Annotated in this window: 14 protein-coding genes and 1 pseudogene; 7 read left to right on the top strand and 8 right to left on the bottom strand. The window is 72.1% G+C overall.

Features of this window, described 5'->3' with window-relative positions; all coding sequences use genetic code 11:
- Positions 1-33: 33 nt before the first annotated feature.
- Complete coding sequence (locus tag AC2W7J_RS08335) at positions 34-465, bottom strand: glycerate kinase (RefSeq protein WP_485982060.1); 432 nt, start codon at positions 463-465, stop codon at positions 34-36.
- Positions 466-505: 40 nt separating this feature from the next.
- Here AC2W7J_RS08335 and nadA point away from each other — a divergent pair, with 40 nt between their 5' ends.
- A complete protein-coding gene (gene nadA / locus AC2W7J_RS08330; protein ID WP_485982059.1) occupies positions 506-1,717 on the top strand; it encodes a quinolinate synthase NadA in 1,212 nt (403 codons plus the stop codon).
- 39 nt (positions 1,718-1,756) lie between these two features.
- Positions 1,757-2,398, top strand: coding sequence for a maleylpyruvate isomerase mycothiol-dependent enzyme family protein (locus AC2W7J_RS08325; protein WP_485982058.1), 642 nt, complete (start codon positions 1,757-1,759; stop codon positions 2,396-2,398).
- 124 nt (positions 2,399-2,522) lie between these two features.
- On the opposite strand, the gene AC2W7J_RS08320 is transcribed toward AC2W7J_RS08325, so the two are convergent.
- The 5 genes and pseudogenes from AC2W7J_RS08320 to AC2W7J_RS08300 all read right to left on the bottom strand — a co-directional run bounded on the left by AC2W7J_RS08320 (position 2,523) and on the right by AC2W7J_RS08300 (position 6,947).
- Positions 2,523-3,377, bottom strand: a complete 855-nt coding sequence (locus AC2W7J_RS08320; RefSeq protein ID WP_485982057.1) for a phosphatidylinositol-specific phospholipase C/glycerophosphodiester phosphodiesterase family protein — start codon at positions 3,375-3,377, stop codon at positions 2,523-2,525.
- Positions 3,378-3,458: 81 nt separating this feature from the next.
- Entirely contained in the window at positions 3,459-4,499 is a 1,041-nt protein-coding gene (locus tag AC2W7J_RS08315) for a glutathione S-transferase family protein (protein ID WP_485982056.1), read from the bottom strand.
- 22 nt (positions 4,500-4,521) lie between these two features.
- Positions 4,522-5,025, bottom strand: coding sequence for an O-acetyl-ADP-ribose deacetylase (locus AC2W7J_RS08310; RefSeq protein WP_485982055.1), 504 nt, complete (start codon positions 5,023-5,025; stop codon positions 4,522-4,524).
- Positions 5,026-5,064: 39 nt separating this feature from the next.
- Positions 5,065-5,634: a hypothetical protein gene (locus AC2W7J_RS08305; RefSeq protein WP_485982054.1), complete on the bottom strand. Its 570-nt coding sequence runs from the start codon at positions 5,632-5,634 to the stop codon at positions 5,065-5,067.
- Positions 5,635-5,646: 12 nt separating this feature from the next.
- A pseudogene (locus AC2W7J_RS08300) lies at positions 5,647-6,947 on the bottom strand (M20/M25/M40 family metallo-hydrolase).
- A 128-nt stretch (positions 6,948-7,075) separates the two neighbouring features.
- On the opposite strand from AC2W7J_RS08300, the gene AC2W7J_RS08295 reads away from it, so the two are divergent.
- A complete protein-coding gene (locus AC2W7J_RS08295; RefSeq protein ID WP_421008588.1) occupies positions 7,076-7,648 on the top strand; it encodes a DUF3043 domain-containing protein in 573 nt (190 codons plus the stop codon).
- A 68-nt stretch (positions 7,649-7,716) separates the two neighbouring features.
- Here AC2W7J_RS08295 and AC2W7J_RS08290 read toward each other — a convergent pair whose 3' ends face one another.
- Positions 7,717-7,923 (bottom strand): hypothetical protein, encoded by a 207-nt coding sequence (locus AC2W7J_RS08290; protein ID WP_485982053.1) that lies wholly within the window; start codon positions 7,921-7,923, stop codon positions 7,717-7,719.
- On the bottom strand, positions 7,920-9,032 hold the full coding sequence (gcvT, locus tag AC2W7J_RS08285) for a glycine cleavage system aminomethyltransferase GcvT (RefSeq protein ID WP_421008589.1): 1,113 nt from the start codon (positions 9,030-9,032) through the stop codon (positions 7,920-7,922). Before gcvT ends, AC2W7J_RS08290 begins: the two co-directional genes overlap by 4 nt.
- 83 nt (positions 9,033-9,115) lie before the next feature.
- Here gcvT and AC2W7J_RS08280 point away from each other — a divergent pair, with 83 nt between their 5' ends.
- The 4 genes from AC2W7J_RS08280 to AC2W7J_RS08265 form a co-directional block, all read left to right on the top strand.
- Entirely contained in the window at positions 9,116-10,603 is a 1,488-nt protein-coding gene (locus tag AC2W7J_RS08280) for a leucyl aminopeptidase (RefSeq protein WP_255186043.1), read from the top strand.
- 138 nt (positions 10,604-10,741) lie between these two features.
- Positions 10,742-12,136 (top strand): dihydrolipoyl dehydrogenase, encoded by a 1,395-nt coding sequence (gene lpdA / locus AC2W7J_RS08275; RefSeq protein WP_255186042.1) that lies wholly within the window; start codon positions 10,742-10,744, stop codon positions 12,134-12,136.
- A 118-nt stretch (positions 12,137-12,254) separates the two neighbouring features.
- On the top strand, positions 12,255-14,078 hold the full coding sequence (gene sucB / locus AC2W7J_RS08270) for a 2-oxoglutarate dehydrogenase, E2 component, dihydrolipoamide succinyltransferase (RefSeq protein WP_485982052.1): 1,824 nt from the start codon (positions 12,255-12,257) through the stop codon (positions 14,076-14,078).
- A gap of 1 nt (position 14,079) precedes the next feature.
- The coding region (locus tag AC2W7J_RS08265; RefSeq protein ID WP_485982051.1) for an NAD-dependent epimerase/dehydratase family protein at positions 14,080-14,557 on the top strand (478 nt) is incomplete at its 3' end.

Here is a 14,557-nt window from a genome sequence, read left to right as displayed (position 1 = left end):
CGCCGAGGGCGGCGAGCACTGCCGGCGCCGGCATCATTGGTCCCGGATCCGACCGAGGCCGACGCGATGCGCTGCACTTTTGCCCTGCGCGAGCGCGGCGTCGAGCAGCTCGCCGAGGCCGTGGGTGGTGGTGACGCCGGGGTCGCGCTCGGTGGCGTCGAGCAGGTGCAGGCCGATCGCCTGGGCCGACTCCACCCAGGCCGTGCGTCGCCCCCCTTCGTCCGTCGTGATGTGCAGGGCCGCGGGCACGGACCTGCCCCGGGGACCGCTCACGGTGACGATCGTCGACTCGCCGGGCACGCTCGAGGTGAGCACGTCGAGGAATCCGGGACCGCCGTCGGACAGTGGCACGAGCGTCAGCAGGTCGTCGGGGGCGCGGCGGCGCCAGCCGGCGGCCATGGCCTCGGCCGCCTGCGTGGCGGTGAGGGTGCCGGTGAAGCAATCGGGCGCGATGAGCACGTGCACGCGTGGACTCTACCGAGGGGCTCGACGCCGCTGTGGGATCATGCCTGCCGTGAGCGCCCCGACGCAGTCCTCGCCCAAGCCCCTGTCCCTGCTCGTCCTCGGGCAGGGCACCGACCCGCACTCAGAGCGGGGAGTCGAGTGCCCTGGCGACCTGCCCGCGCCCTCCGACCCCGACCTCGTCGCGCGGGCGCGCGCGGCCAAGGAGGCGCTGGGCGACCGGGTCTTCGTCCTCGGGCACCACTACCAGCGTGACGAGGTCATCGACTTCGCCGACACCACGGGCGACTCCTTCAAGCTGGCCAAGGAGGCCGCGGCCCGGCCCGACGCGCCCTACATCGTCTTCTGCGGCGTGCACTTCATGGCGGAGTCGGCCGACATCCTCACCAGCGACGAGCAGACCGTCGTGCTCCCCGACCTCGCCGCCGGCTGCTCGATGGCCGACATGGCCGCGCTGCACCAGGTCGAGGAGTGCTGGGACGAGCTCGTCGAGGCGGGCGTCGCCGACGTGACGATCCCGGTGACCTACATGAACTCCTCGGCGGCGATCAAGGGCTTCACCGGCCGCCACGGCGGGACGATCTGCACCTCGTCCAACGCGCAGACCGCCCTCGGCTGGGCCTTCGACCAGACCGGCGGGGTCGACGGCGGGGGCAAGGTGCTCTTCCTGCCCGACCAGCACCTCGGCCGCAACACCTGGGCCCGCGACCTCGGCCGCGACCTCGACGACTGCGTCGTGTGGAACCCCCACCTGCCGATGGGCGGCCTGATGCCCGAGCAGATCCGCGACGCGCGGATGATCCTGTGGCGCGGGCACTGCTCGGTGCACGGCCGCTTCACCGTCGACGCCGTCGAGACGGCCCGGCGCGAGATCCCGGACGTCAAGGTCATCGTCCACCCCGAGTGCCGCCACGAGGTCGTCGAGCTCGCAGACGAGGTCGGCTCGACCGAGAAGATCATCAAGGTCGTCTCCCAGGCCCCCGCGGGCACGAAGTGGGTCGTCGGCACCGAGCTCAACCTCGTCCAGCGCCTGGCGCAGCAGTTCCCCGAGCAGCAGATCAGCTTCCTCGAGAAGAACGTCTGCTACTGCTCGACGATGAACCGCATCGACCTGCCCCACCTCGTGTGGGCGCTCGAGTCCCTCGTCGAGGGGCGCGTGGTCAACCCGATCACCGTCGACCCCGACGTCGCCCACTGGGCCAAGGTCGCGCTCGACCAGATGCTCGCCCTGCCGGGCGAGACGTCGAAGGACTGAGCCGCCCCCCTTCGGCCGCAGCGCTGGCAGGCTGGGCCCGTGGACGACACCCAGCTCCTCGCCCGGACCGCCGACAACCGGCGGCTCTTCGCCGATGTCCTCGACTCCCTCGGCGAGGACCACGCGCACGACGCCACGCTGTGCACCGACTGGGACGTGCGCACCCTCGCCGGTCACATGCTGCAGCCGGTGCACGTGCCGTCGTGGCGCTTCCTGCTGACCGCGGCGCGGCACCGCTCGATGGCGCGGGCCTGCGACGTGCACGCGGCCCGGCTCGGCGACCGACCGCTCGCGGAGACGGCGGCGGAGCTGCGGCACCCGGCCGGCACCGGGTCGAAGCCCTGGTTCATCGGCTGGGCCGGCCCCTTCACCGACTCGTGCATCCACCTGCGCGACCTCGCCGAGCCGCAGGGTCTCGACGTCACCGTGCCGCTGGAGCACTGGCAGTCGGCCCTGGAGATCATCGTCTCCCCCCGCGGCCGCGAGTCCTTCGTCCCGACGCCCGGCCTGCTCGACGGGCTGCGCTGGGAGGCGACCGACTCCGACTGGACCCACGGCGACGGCCCCGCGGTGACGGGGACCGTAGAGGCGCTCGCCATGGTGATGTCGGGCAGACGCGCCTACCTCGACCGGATCGGCGGGGACGGAGCCGCGACGGTGCGCGAGCGGCTCGGTGCCTGATACGGGCTTGTGACTCGCGGGTACGGATATCTCTCGTCGGATGGCCGCGGCGTGAAATCGCGAGTTTCCGGGCTTCGCCGGAGTCTCGGCGGGACAAGTGGTATCCGTACCCGCGCGTAGGGACTCACTCCTGCGTGAGGAAGTCCTGCAGCCCACCGAGGTCGTCGGTGTTGATGTGGTCGACGCCCGCGGCCCGCAGCTCACGCCAGAGGTTGGTGCGGGCCTCGCCGGCCATGTCGTTGGTCGCCCAGAAGCGCACCCGGTAGCCGTCACGGTGGGCGCTGGCGACGTAGGCGTGCAGCCGCTCGCGCTCGGCCTGCGGCATCTCGCCGATGCCCTGCCAGGTGAAGAGCTTCGTCCAGTTCTCGCTGACGAGCGGCATGAGGGCGGCGTCGGTGCCCGAGTCGAGGTCGGTGGAGCGCCCGTCGTAGAAGGAGTAGCGCGTCGTGGCCGCCTCCATCTCGGCGCGCGGGCGGTTGCCGCTGATGACCGCCTCGACGGCGCGGTCGTGGACCCTGCCGTTCTTGACCCGGGTGAAGATCTGCGCGTGGTCGGCGAGCTCGGCCTCGACGGCACGCCAGGTCGACGGCCCGTCGCTCTTGATGTCGATGAGCAGCTGGACGTCGCCTGCGTAGCCCGGGTAGATCTGCCGGCCGCCGCGCGAGGCGATCTCGCTCAGCGGGTCGAGGTAGGCCTCCTCGAGGGTCGGCGCGTCGGCGAGGCCCACGGCGTCGTGGCTGACCCGCAGCTCACCGTCGACGAGCCACACGTCGGCCTCGACCGAGGTGAAGCCGTGCTCGAGGGCATCGAGAAGGGGGCGCTCGTGCTCGTAGTCGTTGTGCGCATGGGCCTGCGGCAGCGGGGTGCCCAGGTCGACGGGAGCCGGTGCGGCTGCGGCGGGCTGGGCCAGTGCGGCGAGGGCCAGTGCCAGGGCTGCGGTCGTGGCGGTCACCGAGCGGGTGCGGGAGTTCGGGTGCATGGCCGCACCCTCGCGGCCACGGGTGTCGCGAGCGCGCCCACGGGGTGAATGCTGCGCCAACGCCCGCCGGCGACCGGGGCGTCAGGCGGAGCGGACCATCCCGGTCTCGTCGAGCAGGGGGTTGTGCGCCACCGGGACGCGCTCCCCTTCGCTCGGGGGTCCGGGAGGCGTGGCACCGGGGGCGAAGGGGGAACCGCCGAGGGCCTCGCGGCCGTGCGGCTCCAGCCAGTTCGACAGGTCGGGACCTGCGGGGACGATGCCGGTCGGGTTGATGTCGCGGTGGACCTCGTAGTAGTGGCTCTTGATGTGCACGAAGTCGGTCGTGTCGCCGAAGCCGGGCGTCGTGAAGAGGTCGCGGGCGTAGGCCCACAGGACCGGCATCTCCGACAGCTTCGAGCGGTTGGCCTTGAAGTGCCCGTGGTAGACGGGGTCGAAGCGCGCGAGGGTCGTGAAGAGCCGCACGTCGGCCTCGGTGATGTGCTCGCCCATGAGGTAGCGGCGTGTCGACAGCCGCTCCTCGAGCCAGTCCATCGCGGTCCACAGTCGCTCGTACGCGGCCTCGTAGGCGGCCTGGTCGCCGGAGAAGCCGCAGCGGTAGACGCCGTTGTTGACCTCGGTGTAGACGCGCTTGTTGACGACCGCCATCTCCTCGCGCAGGTGCTCGGGCCACAGGTCCGGCGCGCCCTCGCGGTGGTGCTCGCGCCACTGGGTCGACAGGTCGAAGGTGATCTGCGGGAAGTTGTTGGTGACGACCTGGCCGGAGGGCACGTCGACGATCGCGGGGACGGTGATCCCCTTCGAGTAGTCGGGGAAGCGCGCCAGGTAGGCGTCCTTGATCCGGGGGATGCCGAGCACCGGGTCGAGGTGCCCCTCGTCGAGGTCGAAGGTCCACGAGTCGGCGTCGTGCGTCGGGCCCGTGATGCCCATGGAGATGACGTCCTCGAGGCCGAGCAGGCGGCGCACGATGATCGCGCGGTTGGCCCACGGGCAGGCCCGGGAGACGACGAGGCGGTAGCGCCCCGGCTCGACCGGCCAGTCGCTCGACCCGTCCGAGGTGATCCGGTCCTCGATGTACGCGGTGTCGCGGGTGAAGTCCTTTTCGACGTATGTGCCCTGTGCCATGTCGACCACCTTAGTTGAATCTTTAACTTTTAGCCAGAGCGGCGGCGACCCGCTCGTACGCCGCCGCGTCGAAGGCCACGATCCGCGCCTCCACCACGTCGGTGTCCGCCGCCGAGATCGTCTCGACGGCGGCAGCGATCGCGTCGTCCTTGGGCCAGCCGTAGATGCCGGCGCTGATGAGCGGGAAGGCCACCGAACCGGCACCGAGCTCGTCGGCGACCTCGAGGCACCTGCGGTAGCAGGAGACGAGCAACGAGCGATCGCGTTGTCCGGCAGCGTGGTTGGGCCCGACCGTGTGGATCACCCAGCGCGAAGGGAGGTCCCCCGCGGTCGTCCACCCGGCGTCCCCTGTGGCCAGGCCGTGCGGGAAGCGGGCGATGCAGTCGTCGAGCACGGCCGGACCGCCGGCGCGGTGGATCGCACCGTCGACACCCCCGCCACCGCGCATCGCGGAGTTGGCGGCGTTGACGATCGCGTCGACCTGCTGGGCGGTGATGTCTCCGTGCACCGCGATGAGCCGGACCATGACCTCAGTCTCCTCCGCTCGCCCCGTCGCGCGTGCCCATCACCGCGACGACCTCGTCGACCTCGCGCTGCCAGACCTCCTCGGGCACCGGCGGCAGGATGTCGTCCCACTCGACGGCGAAGGAGCCGATGACCTGCGGCAGGCGCGCCGGCCGACCATCGCGAGGGTGTGCAGGTGGGCACTCCCGTCGCCCCACTTGCCAAGGTGGACGCGACCGGCGTTGGGCAGGGCGAGCATCGCGTTGTGCAGGCGGTGCACGAGCCGCCCCCACTCCCCCGCGAGGTCCTCGTCCATGTCCCCGAAGTCCATGTGCTCGCGGGTCTGCAACCACAACGCCAGCAGACCGCCGCGCCCCTCGCGATCGGCCGAGAGCACCCAGCGCTCGTTGCTCCAGACCACCCCCTCGTCGGGGTGGTCGCAGCGCCAGCAGTCGCGGCCCCCTTCGCCGTCGCGGACGCGGTCGGCCTCGGCCGGTGGGAGCAGGTCCTTGGCGACCACGCGACCACCATCGGCCACCCAGGGGAAGGCGGGCCACTCGACGAAGTCCAGCGAGGGCGCGTCGGTGCGCGTCCTCGCCAGCTCGAAGATCTCCTCGGCGCTCTGGGGCACGTCAGCTCCTCGTCAGCCGCGCATCGCGCCGAGGCGGGCCAGCAGCAGCGCCTCCGCGGTGCACACCTTTTCGAACTCGCCCAGGTGCAGCGACTCGTTGGCCCCGTGGGCGCGGGTGTCCGGGTCCTCGACGCCGGTCACGAGGATCGCGGCGTCGGGGAACTTCTCCGCGAACGCCTGGACGAAGGGGATGGAACCGCCGATGCCCACGTCGACCGGGTCGGTGCCCCAGGCGTCGGCGAAGGCCGCCCGAGCCTGGTCGTAGACCGGCCCCTGCGCATCGGCCGCGAAGCCCCAGCCCTGCTCGTCGAGCTCGACCTCGACGGTCGCACCCCACGGGGCGTGCTCCTGCAGGTGGCGCTGCAGCGCTCCCACGCCTCGGCCGGGTCCTGGGTCGGGTTGAGCCGCAGGTTGATCTTCGCCCGGGCGGACGCGGCGAGGACATTGCCCGCCTCGTCGACGGCGGGCGCGTCGATGCCGATGACCACGGCGGCCGGCTTGGTCCACAGCCGCGAGGGGATCGAGCCGGTGCCGATGAGCTCGGTGGCGTCGAGCAGCCCCGACTCCTCGCGCAGCCGCGCCTCGTCGTAGTCGATCTCGGGCGCGTCCTCGTGGACGAGCCCCTCGATCGCGACATCGCCCTGGTCGTCGTGCAGGGTCGCCATGAGCCGGCACAGCGAGGTGATCGCGTCGGGGCAGGCGCCGCCGAACATGCCCGAGTGCACGCCGTGGTCGAGGGTGCGCACGGTGACGACGGCGCGAAGGGAGCCGCGCAGCGTCGTCGTGAGCGCGGGCGTACCGATGGCCCAGTTCAGCGAGTCGGCGAGGACGATCGCGTCGGAGGTCAGCTTGTCGCCGTGACGCTCGAGCAGCCGCGGCAGCGACTCGCTCGCGATCTCCTCCTCGCCCTCGACGAAGATCGTCACGCCCACCGGCAGGTTGCCGGAGTGCGCCCGCAGCGCGGCGACGTGCGCCATGACCCCGGCCTTGTCGTCGGCGGCTCCGCGCCCGTAGAGGCGACCATCGCGCTCGACCGGCTCGAAGGGGTCGGAGTCCCAGTCGGCGAGGTCGCCGGGGGGCTGCACGTCGTGGTGCGCGTAGAGCAGGACGGTCGGCGCGCCCTCGGGGCCGTCGACGTGCCCGATGACGGCGGGGCGGCCCCCTTCGCTCACGATCTCCACGTCGAGGCCCTCCGCCCGCAGCAGCTCGGCGGTGCGCTCGGCGGAGGCCTGCACGTGGGCCTGGTCGAACGAGTCGAGGCTGACGCTCGGGATCCGGGTGAGGTTCTCGAGGTCGGCACGCACCTGCGGCATCAGCTCGCGCACGCGGGCGCGCAGGGTCTCGATCTGGTCTGCGGTGAGGGTGGTGTCGGTCACGCGGCAGACGCTATCGCGGACGACCCGCTCCGACCCACCGGCGCGGTGCACCTAGAGTTCTCCTCGTGTTCGGACGCAAGAAGGACGACCAGCCCGCCTCCCCCGTGGACGAGCGGCCCCACCGCGAGGGCGCCAAGAACCGGCCCACGCCCAAGCGGCGCGACCAGGAGGCCGCGCGCAAGCGTCCCCTCGTGCAGGCCGACCGCAAGGGCGCGAAGGCCGCCGACCGCGAGGCCCGCCGCGAGAACGCGCGCAAGATGCGCGAGGCGATGGTGACCGGCGACGACCGCCACCTGCCGCCGCGCGACAAGGGCCCGGTCCGTCGCTTCGTCCGCGACGCCGTCGACGTGCGCTGGAACCTCGGCGAGCTGCTCCTGCCGCTCATGCTCGCGGTGCTCGTGCTCAGCCTCTTCGCCGGCACGTGGGCGACCTACGTCTTCCTCGGCGTCTACGTCCTCATCCTCATCGCGATCGTCGACGTGTGGCTGCTGTGGCGTCGGACGAAGCCGAAGCTCCTCCAGCGCTTCGGCGCCGACACCAACCTGCGTGGTCTGGCCATGTACCTCGCGATGCGTGCCTTCCAGATGCGCCGCACGCGCATGCCCAAGCCGATGGTCGAGCGCGGCGACACGCTCTGACCGCTCCGGCGACGAGCTGAGGGGCCGCACCCGATCGGGTGCGGCCCCTCAGCTGTTGGTGGCGGCGGTCAGTCGGCCGACAGCGGCATCGGCCCGTAGACGACCTCTGCCTCGCGCAGCAGGCTCACCTGGGCCACGCCCGCGTCGGCGAGGTCCTCCCACGACTCGGCGAACCACGCCTCGGCGTCGGCCTGGGTCGGGAAGGGCACCGAGTGCTCGCTCGGCAGGGGCTGCCCCGAGGTGTCCTCGAAGCGCCAGCGGTAGGCCTCGCTCATGCCTGCCTCACCTGCACCTCGACGAAGGGCGGCTTGGTCACCGTGGCGGCGACCTCACGCCCGCGCACGTCGATGACGACCTCGTCGCCCTCGCCGACCGACCGGTCGAGCAGCGCCAGGGCGATGCCCTGCTTGAGCGTCGGGCTGAAGGTGCCCGAGGTGACCTCGCCGACCTCGGTGCCGTCTGCGGTCTTGACGGCGCAGTGGCTGCGCGGGATGCCGCGGCCGGTGACGAGCAGGCCCCGCAGGAGCGGGCCCGACTTCGCGACCCGCTGCGCGACGAGCGCGTCCTTGCCCCAGAAGGTCTCCTTGTCCCAGCCGACGGCCCACGCCGAGCGCGCCATGACCGGGGTGATCTCGGGCGACAGGTCGTTGCCGTGCAGCGGGTAGCCCATCTCGGTGCGCAGGGTGTCGCGGGCGCCGAGACCGCACGGCAGGCCGTCGAAGGGAGCCATCGCCGCGATGATCGCGTCCCACAGCTGCAGGCCGGCGGCGGCCGGGGCGACGAGCTCGTAGCCGCGCTCGCCGGTGTAGCCGGTGCGGCAGACGGTGATGTCGTGGCCCTCCCACACGGCGTCGTCGAAGGACATGTAGTCGTGGTCGACGGGCAGGCCCATCGAGGTGAGCACCTCGTCGCTCTTGGGCCCCTGGACCGCGAGGACGACGTAGTCCTCGTGCAGGTCGGTGACCTCGACGCCCTCGGGCGCGGCCTCGCGCAGCATCTCGACGACGGTCGCGGTGTTGGCGGCATTGGGGATGAGGAAGACGTCGTCGTCGCCGCGCAGGTAGGCGATGAGGTCGTCGACGACGCCACCGGACTCGTTGCAGCACAACGTGTACTGCGCCTTGCCGGGGCTGATCCGGCCGAGGTCGTTGGTCAGCGTCGAGTTGACCAGCTCGGCGGCGCCGGTGCCGGCGACGCGGGCCTTGCCGAGGTGGCTGACGTCGAAGAGCCCGACCCGCTCGCGCACGGCCGTGTGCTCGGCGACGACGCCGCCGCCGGGGTACTCGATCGGCATCTCCCAGCCGCCGAAGTCGGCCATCTTGGCGTCGAGCGCGACGTGGCGCTCATGGATCGGTGAGGTGCGCAGGGCATCGCTGGCGGTCATGCCCCAGACGCTACCGTCTCGCCATACGGGATAGCCTGCGCGTGGTACATCCACCGTTTCCCCGCGCGAAAGGTCCCACTCACGTGGCCCAGCTGATCCTCGGTTCCCGTTCCCTCGCCGCCTGGTCCGGCCGCACCCTCGTCCTGGGTGTCACCGGCTCCGAGCCGACCGCCACCGCGAGCGCGGATCTGCCGAAGTCCGCCGTCGAGCACCTGGCCACGGTTCTGCCTGCCCTCGAGGCCAGCACCAAGGTCGGCGCCACGACGAGCCTGCCGGCCGTCCCGGGCCTCAAGGCCGCCAAGGTCGTGCTCGTGGGCCTCGGTGAGGAGCCGGGCGAAGGGGGGACCGACTCCCTTCGTCGTGCCGCGGGCGCCGCCGTCCGCGCCGCGGGCACCGGATCCGTCGCCATCGCCCTCCCCCACGAGGACGACGCCGACCTGGCCGCCATCGGCGAGGGTGCCCTCGCCGGCGCCTACACCTTCACCGCGCACAAGTCCGCGCCCGCGGAGCAGGACGAGCAGGAGATCACCGTCTTCTCCTCCCTCGACCGCAAGGCCGCGCCCAAGGAGGTCCTCGAGACCGCCGCGACGATCGCGCGCAACGTCGCGTGGGCCCGCGACCTCGTCAACACCGCGCCCAACCTGCTCTACCCGCAGTCCTTCACCGAGCAGGTGCAGCAGGTGGCCAAGGCCTCCTCCGGCAAGCTCAAGGTCGAGGTCCTCGACGACAAGGCCCTGCTCGAGGGCGGCTTCGGCGGCATCGTCGGCGTCGGCCAGGGCAGCAGCCGCCCGCCGCGCATCGTCACCCTCAGCTACAGCCCCCGCGGCAAGAAGTCGCACGTCGCGCTCGTCGGCAAGGGCATCACCTTCGACACCGGCGGCGTGTGCATCAAGCCCTCCGCCAGCATGGCGACGATGAAGTCCGACATGGCCGGTGCCGCCGCCGTCGCGGCCACGGTCGTCGCCGCGGCCGAGCTCGAGCTCGACGTCGCTGTGACCGGCTACCTCTGCCTCGCGGAGAACATGCCGGGCGGCAATGCCCAGCGCCCCGGCGACGTCGTCACGATGCGCAACGGCATGACCGTCGAGATCCTCGACACCGACGCCGAGGGCCGCATGGTCCTCGCCGACGGCATGGCCCTGGCCGCCGAGTCGGGTCCCGACCAGATCCTCGACGTCGCCACCCTCACCGGCGCCTGCGTCGTCGCCCTCGGCCCGCACATCTTCGGTGTCATGGGCAACGACGAAGAGCTGCGCACGGCGATCACCGAGGCCGCCGACCGCGCCGACGAGCCGAGCTGGCCGCTCCCCCTGCCCACAGCCCTGCGCGCCGGCCTCGACTCCGCCACCGCCGACATCGCCCACAAGGGCGACCGCATGGGCGGCGCCCTGACTGCGGGCCTGTTCCTGCAGGAGTTCGCCAAGGACGCCGACGGCGAGCAGATCCCCTGGGCCCACCTCGACATCGCCGGCCCCTCCTTCAACGAGGGCGGCGCCACCGGCCACCTGCCCAAGGGCGGCACCGGCGTCGCCGTCGGCACCCTCCTGGAGCACATCGCCAACCTCGACTGACACCCACGCAGATCCATTCGAAGAAGAAGCGCCCGGTCGACCGGGCGCTTCTTCTTCGATTGGGTACCTGACGCCGAGAACCCCTTACGCTGGGGCCGGTCCGTGACCCCGGACACATCCCGTGCAAAGGAGCATCTCGTGGCAGACCCCGCGACCTCGACCCCCTTCGACCTCGTCGTCCTCGGAGCCGGCAGCGGCGGATATGCCTGCGCGCTGCGGGCAGCGCAGCTGGGCATGAAGGTCGCGCTCGTCGAGGAGGACAAGATCGGCGGGACCTGCCTGCACCGCGGGTGCATCCCGACCAAGGCGCTCCTCCACGCGGCCGAGCTCGCCGACGGCGCGCGGGCCGGTGCCGCCCACGGGGTGCTCACGAGCTTCGAGGGCATCGACACCACGGCCCTGCACGCCCGCAAGGACAAGGTCATCGGGCAGCTCCACAAGGGCCTGACCGGCCTCATCGGCCAGGCGGGCATCGAGGTCGTCAGCGGCCGCGGTCGCCTTGTCGACGCCGGCACCGTCGAGGTCGAGGGCGAAGGGGGCACCACCCGCGTCAGCGCGAAGACCGTTGTGCTGGCGACGGGTTCGTACGCGCGCACCATCCCCGGCGTCGAGCTCGGGCCGCGCGTCATGACGAGCGACCAGGCGATGAACCTCGAGACGATCCCGCAGCGGGTCGCGGTCCTCGGTGGCGGCGTCATCGGCGTCGAGTTCGCCTCGATGCTGCGCAGCTTCGGCGCCGAGGTGACGGTCGTCGAGGCGCTCGACCGGATCGTCGCGGCCGAGGAGCCGTCGATCTCCAAGCACCTGACGCGCGAGTTCAAGAAGCGCGGCATCACCTCACGCACCGCCACCCGGGTCGCCTCCGTCGAGGCCGACGAGCAGCGCGCCGTCGTGCACCTCGAGGGCGGCGACCAGCTCGAGGTCGACCTCGTGCTCGTCGCCGTCGGGCGCGGTCCGCGCAGCGAGGGTCTCGGCTTCGAGGAGGCGGGTGTCGCCGTCGACCGCGGGTTCGTCCCGACCGACGAGCGGCTGCGCACGAATGTCGAGGGCGTGCGCGCGGTCGGTGACCTCGTGCCCGGCCTCCAGCTGGCCCACCGCGGCTTCGCCCACGGGATCTTCGTCGCCGAGGACCTCGCCGGGCTCGACCCGCGACCGGTCGACGACGTGACGATCCCCAAGGTCACCTACTGCGACCCCGAGATCGCCTCCGTCGGGCTGTCGACGGATGCGGCGAAGGGGGCCGGTCACGACGTCGAGGTCGTCACCTATCCCTTGGGCGGCAACGGCCGCAGCATCATCCGGGGCACGACGGGCTCGGTGACGCTCGTCCGCGAGAAGGACGGCCCCGTCCTCGGGGTCCACATGGTCGGACTCGGCGTCAGCGAGCTGATCAGCGAGGCGCAGCTCGTCGTCGGCTGGGAGGCCCACCCCGAGGACGTCGCCCCGCTCGTGCACGCCCACCCGTCGCAGGGTGAGGCCCTGGGCGAGGCGGCCATGCTCGCCGCCGGCCGGCCCCTGCACGCGCACGCCTGAGCCGGACGAGGGCGGCACCTGCAGATCTCCACGACACGACGTGGGCCCCGTGGACAAGACCCCGCAGACTCGTGAGAGTCTGTGACGTATCCCATCTCGATAGAAGGAGCAGAGGCGCATGTCTGAGCGGGTTGCCATGCCGGCACTGGGTGAGTCCGTGACCGAGGGCACCGTGACGCGATGGCTCAAGAACGTGGGCGACACGGTCGAGGTCGACGAGCCGCTGCTCGAGGTCTCGACCGACAAGGTCGACACCGAGATCCCGTCGCCTGTCGCGGGCACGATCCAGGAGATCCTCGTCGAGGAGGACGAGACCGTCGAGGTCGGAGCCGACCTCGCCGTCATCGGGGACGGCGACGCCCCTGCGGCCTCCGACTCCGGCGACGACTCCGCGCAGGAGGAGGCTCCCGCCGAGGAGCCTGCCGCCGAGGAGCCGGCTGCCGAGGAGGCCCCGGCAGCGGAGTCTGAGGAGGCTCCCGCCGCCGAGACCCCGGCCGAGGCCCCCGCTGCCGAGAGCTCGTCGAGCGACTCCGGCGACGGTACGACCGTGGCCATGCCGGCCCTGGGCGAGTCCGTCACCGAGGGCACCGTCTCCCGCTGGCTGAAGGCCGAGGGCGACACCGTCGAGGTCGACGAGCCGCTGCTCGAGGTCTCGACCGACAAGGTCGACACCGAGATCCCCTCCCCCGTCGCGGGCACGCTGACCAAGATCCTCGTCCAGGAGGACGAGACGGTCGAGGTCGGCGCCGATCTGGCGATCGTCGGTGGCTCCGGTGGCGGCGCCGCCGCGCCCGCCGAGGAGCCCAAGGCCGAGGAGCCGAAGCAGGAGGCCCCCAAGGAGGAGCCGAAGGCCGAGGAGCCCAAGCAGGAGGCTCCGAAGGAGGAGCCCAAGGCGGAGGCACCCACGGAGGAGCCGAAGCAGGAGGCCCCCAAGGCCGAGGCCCCGAAGGCGGAGGCCCCCAAGGCGGAGGCTCCGGCTGCGTCCGGTGGCGACGCCGCCGCCTACGTCACGCCTCTCGTGCGCAAGCTCGCCGCCGACAACGGCATCGACCTCTCGCAGGTCCAGGGCACCGGCATCGGTGGTCGGATCCGCAAGCAGGACGTGCTCGACGCCGCCAAGGCGAAGAACCAGCCGCAGGAGGCTGCCGCCCCGGCCGCCGCCGCTCCGGCTGCTGCTCCCGCTGCGGCTGCCCCCGCGGGCGTCCCGGCCGGCCTGGAGTCCAACGTCCCGCAGTCCAAGCGCGGCACCCGCGAGAAGATGACCCGCCTGCGCAAGGTCATCGCCCAGCGGATGGTCGAGTCGCTGCAGGTCTCCGCCCAGCTGACGACGGTCGTCGAGGTCGACATGACCAAGGTGGCCCGCGTCCGCGACGCCGCCAAGGCCGACTTCGCCAACCGCGAGGGCACGAAGCTGTCCTTCCTGCCCTTCATCGCCCTGGCCACCGCCGAGGCGCTCAAGGCGCACCCGGGCATCAACGCCAGCGTCGAGGGCGAGGAGATCGTCTACCACGGTCAGGAGAACCTCTCGATCGCGGTCGACACCGAGCGCGGCCTGCTCACGCCGGTCGTCAAGAACGCCGGTGACCTCAACGTCGCCGGTCTCGCCCGGGCGATCGCCGACGTCGCCGACCGCACTCGCAACAACAAGATCACGCCGGACGACCTGTCGGGCGGGACCTTCACCATCACCAACACCGGCAGCCGGGGTGCGCTCTTCGACACCCCGATCCTCAACCAGCCGCAGGTCGCGATGCTCGGCACCGGCGCCATCGTGCGTCGTCCCGTCGTCATCACGACCGACGACGGCGGCGAGACGCTGGCGATCCGGTCGATGATGTACCTCGCGCTCAGCTACGACCACCGCGTGGTCGACGGCGCCGACGCGGCCCGCTTCCTCGGGACCGTCAAGGCCCGTCTGGAGGAAGGCCGCTTCGAGGCCTGACATGAGCACACGAAGACAGCGCGTCGCCATCACGGGAGCATCCGGACTGATCGGCGGCGCGCTGTCGTCGTCCCTGCGTGCGGACGGTCACGAGGTGGTCCACCTCGTGCGACGTGAGGCGAAGGGAGACCACGAGCGCCCGTGGGACCCGGACCGTCGGGAGCTGGACCCGGCAGTGCTCGCCGACGTCGACACCGTCGTGCACCTCGCAGGCGCCGGGGTCGGCGACCGGCGCTGGACCCCGACCTACAAGATGCTCATCCGCACCTCGCGGGTGCACGGCACGGACCTCGTCGCGAGGACCGTGGCGGCCGCGCGCCCGACACGACTCGTCACCGCCTCGGCAGTCGGCTTCTACGGCGACCGCGGCGACGAGGTGCTCACGGAGGCGTCTGCACCCGGGCGCACCTACCTCGCCGGCGTGGTCCGCGACTGGGAGGCCGCCGCGGCGCCCGCCGTCGCTGCGGGTGTCCCCGTGG

It is taken from the genome of Janibacter sp. CFPM2_SD2 (genome assembly GCF_057364645.1).
This window is presented reverse-complemented; position numbering and strand designations above follow the sequence as displayed.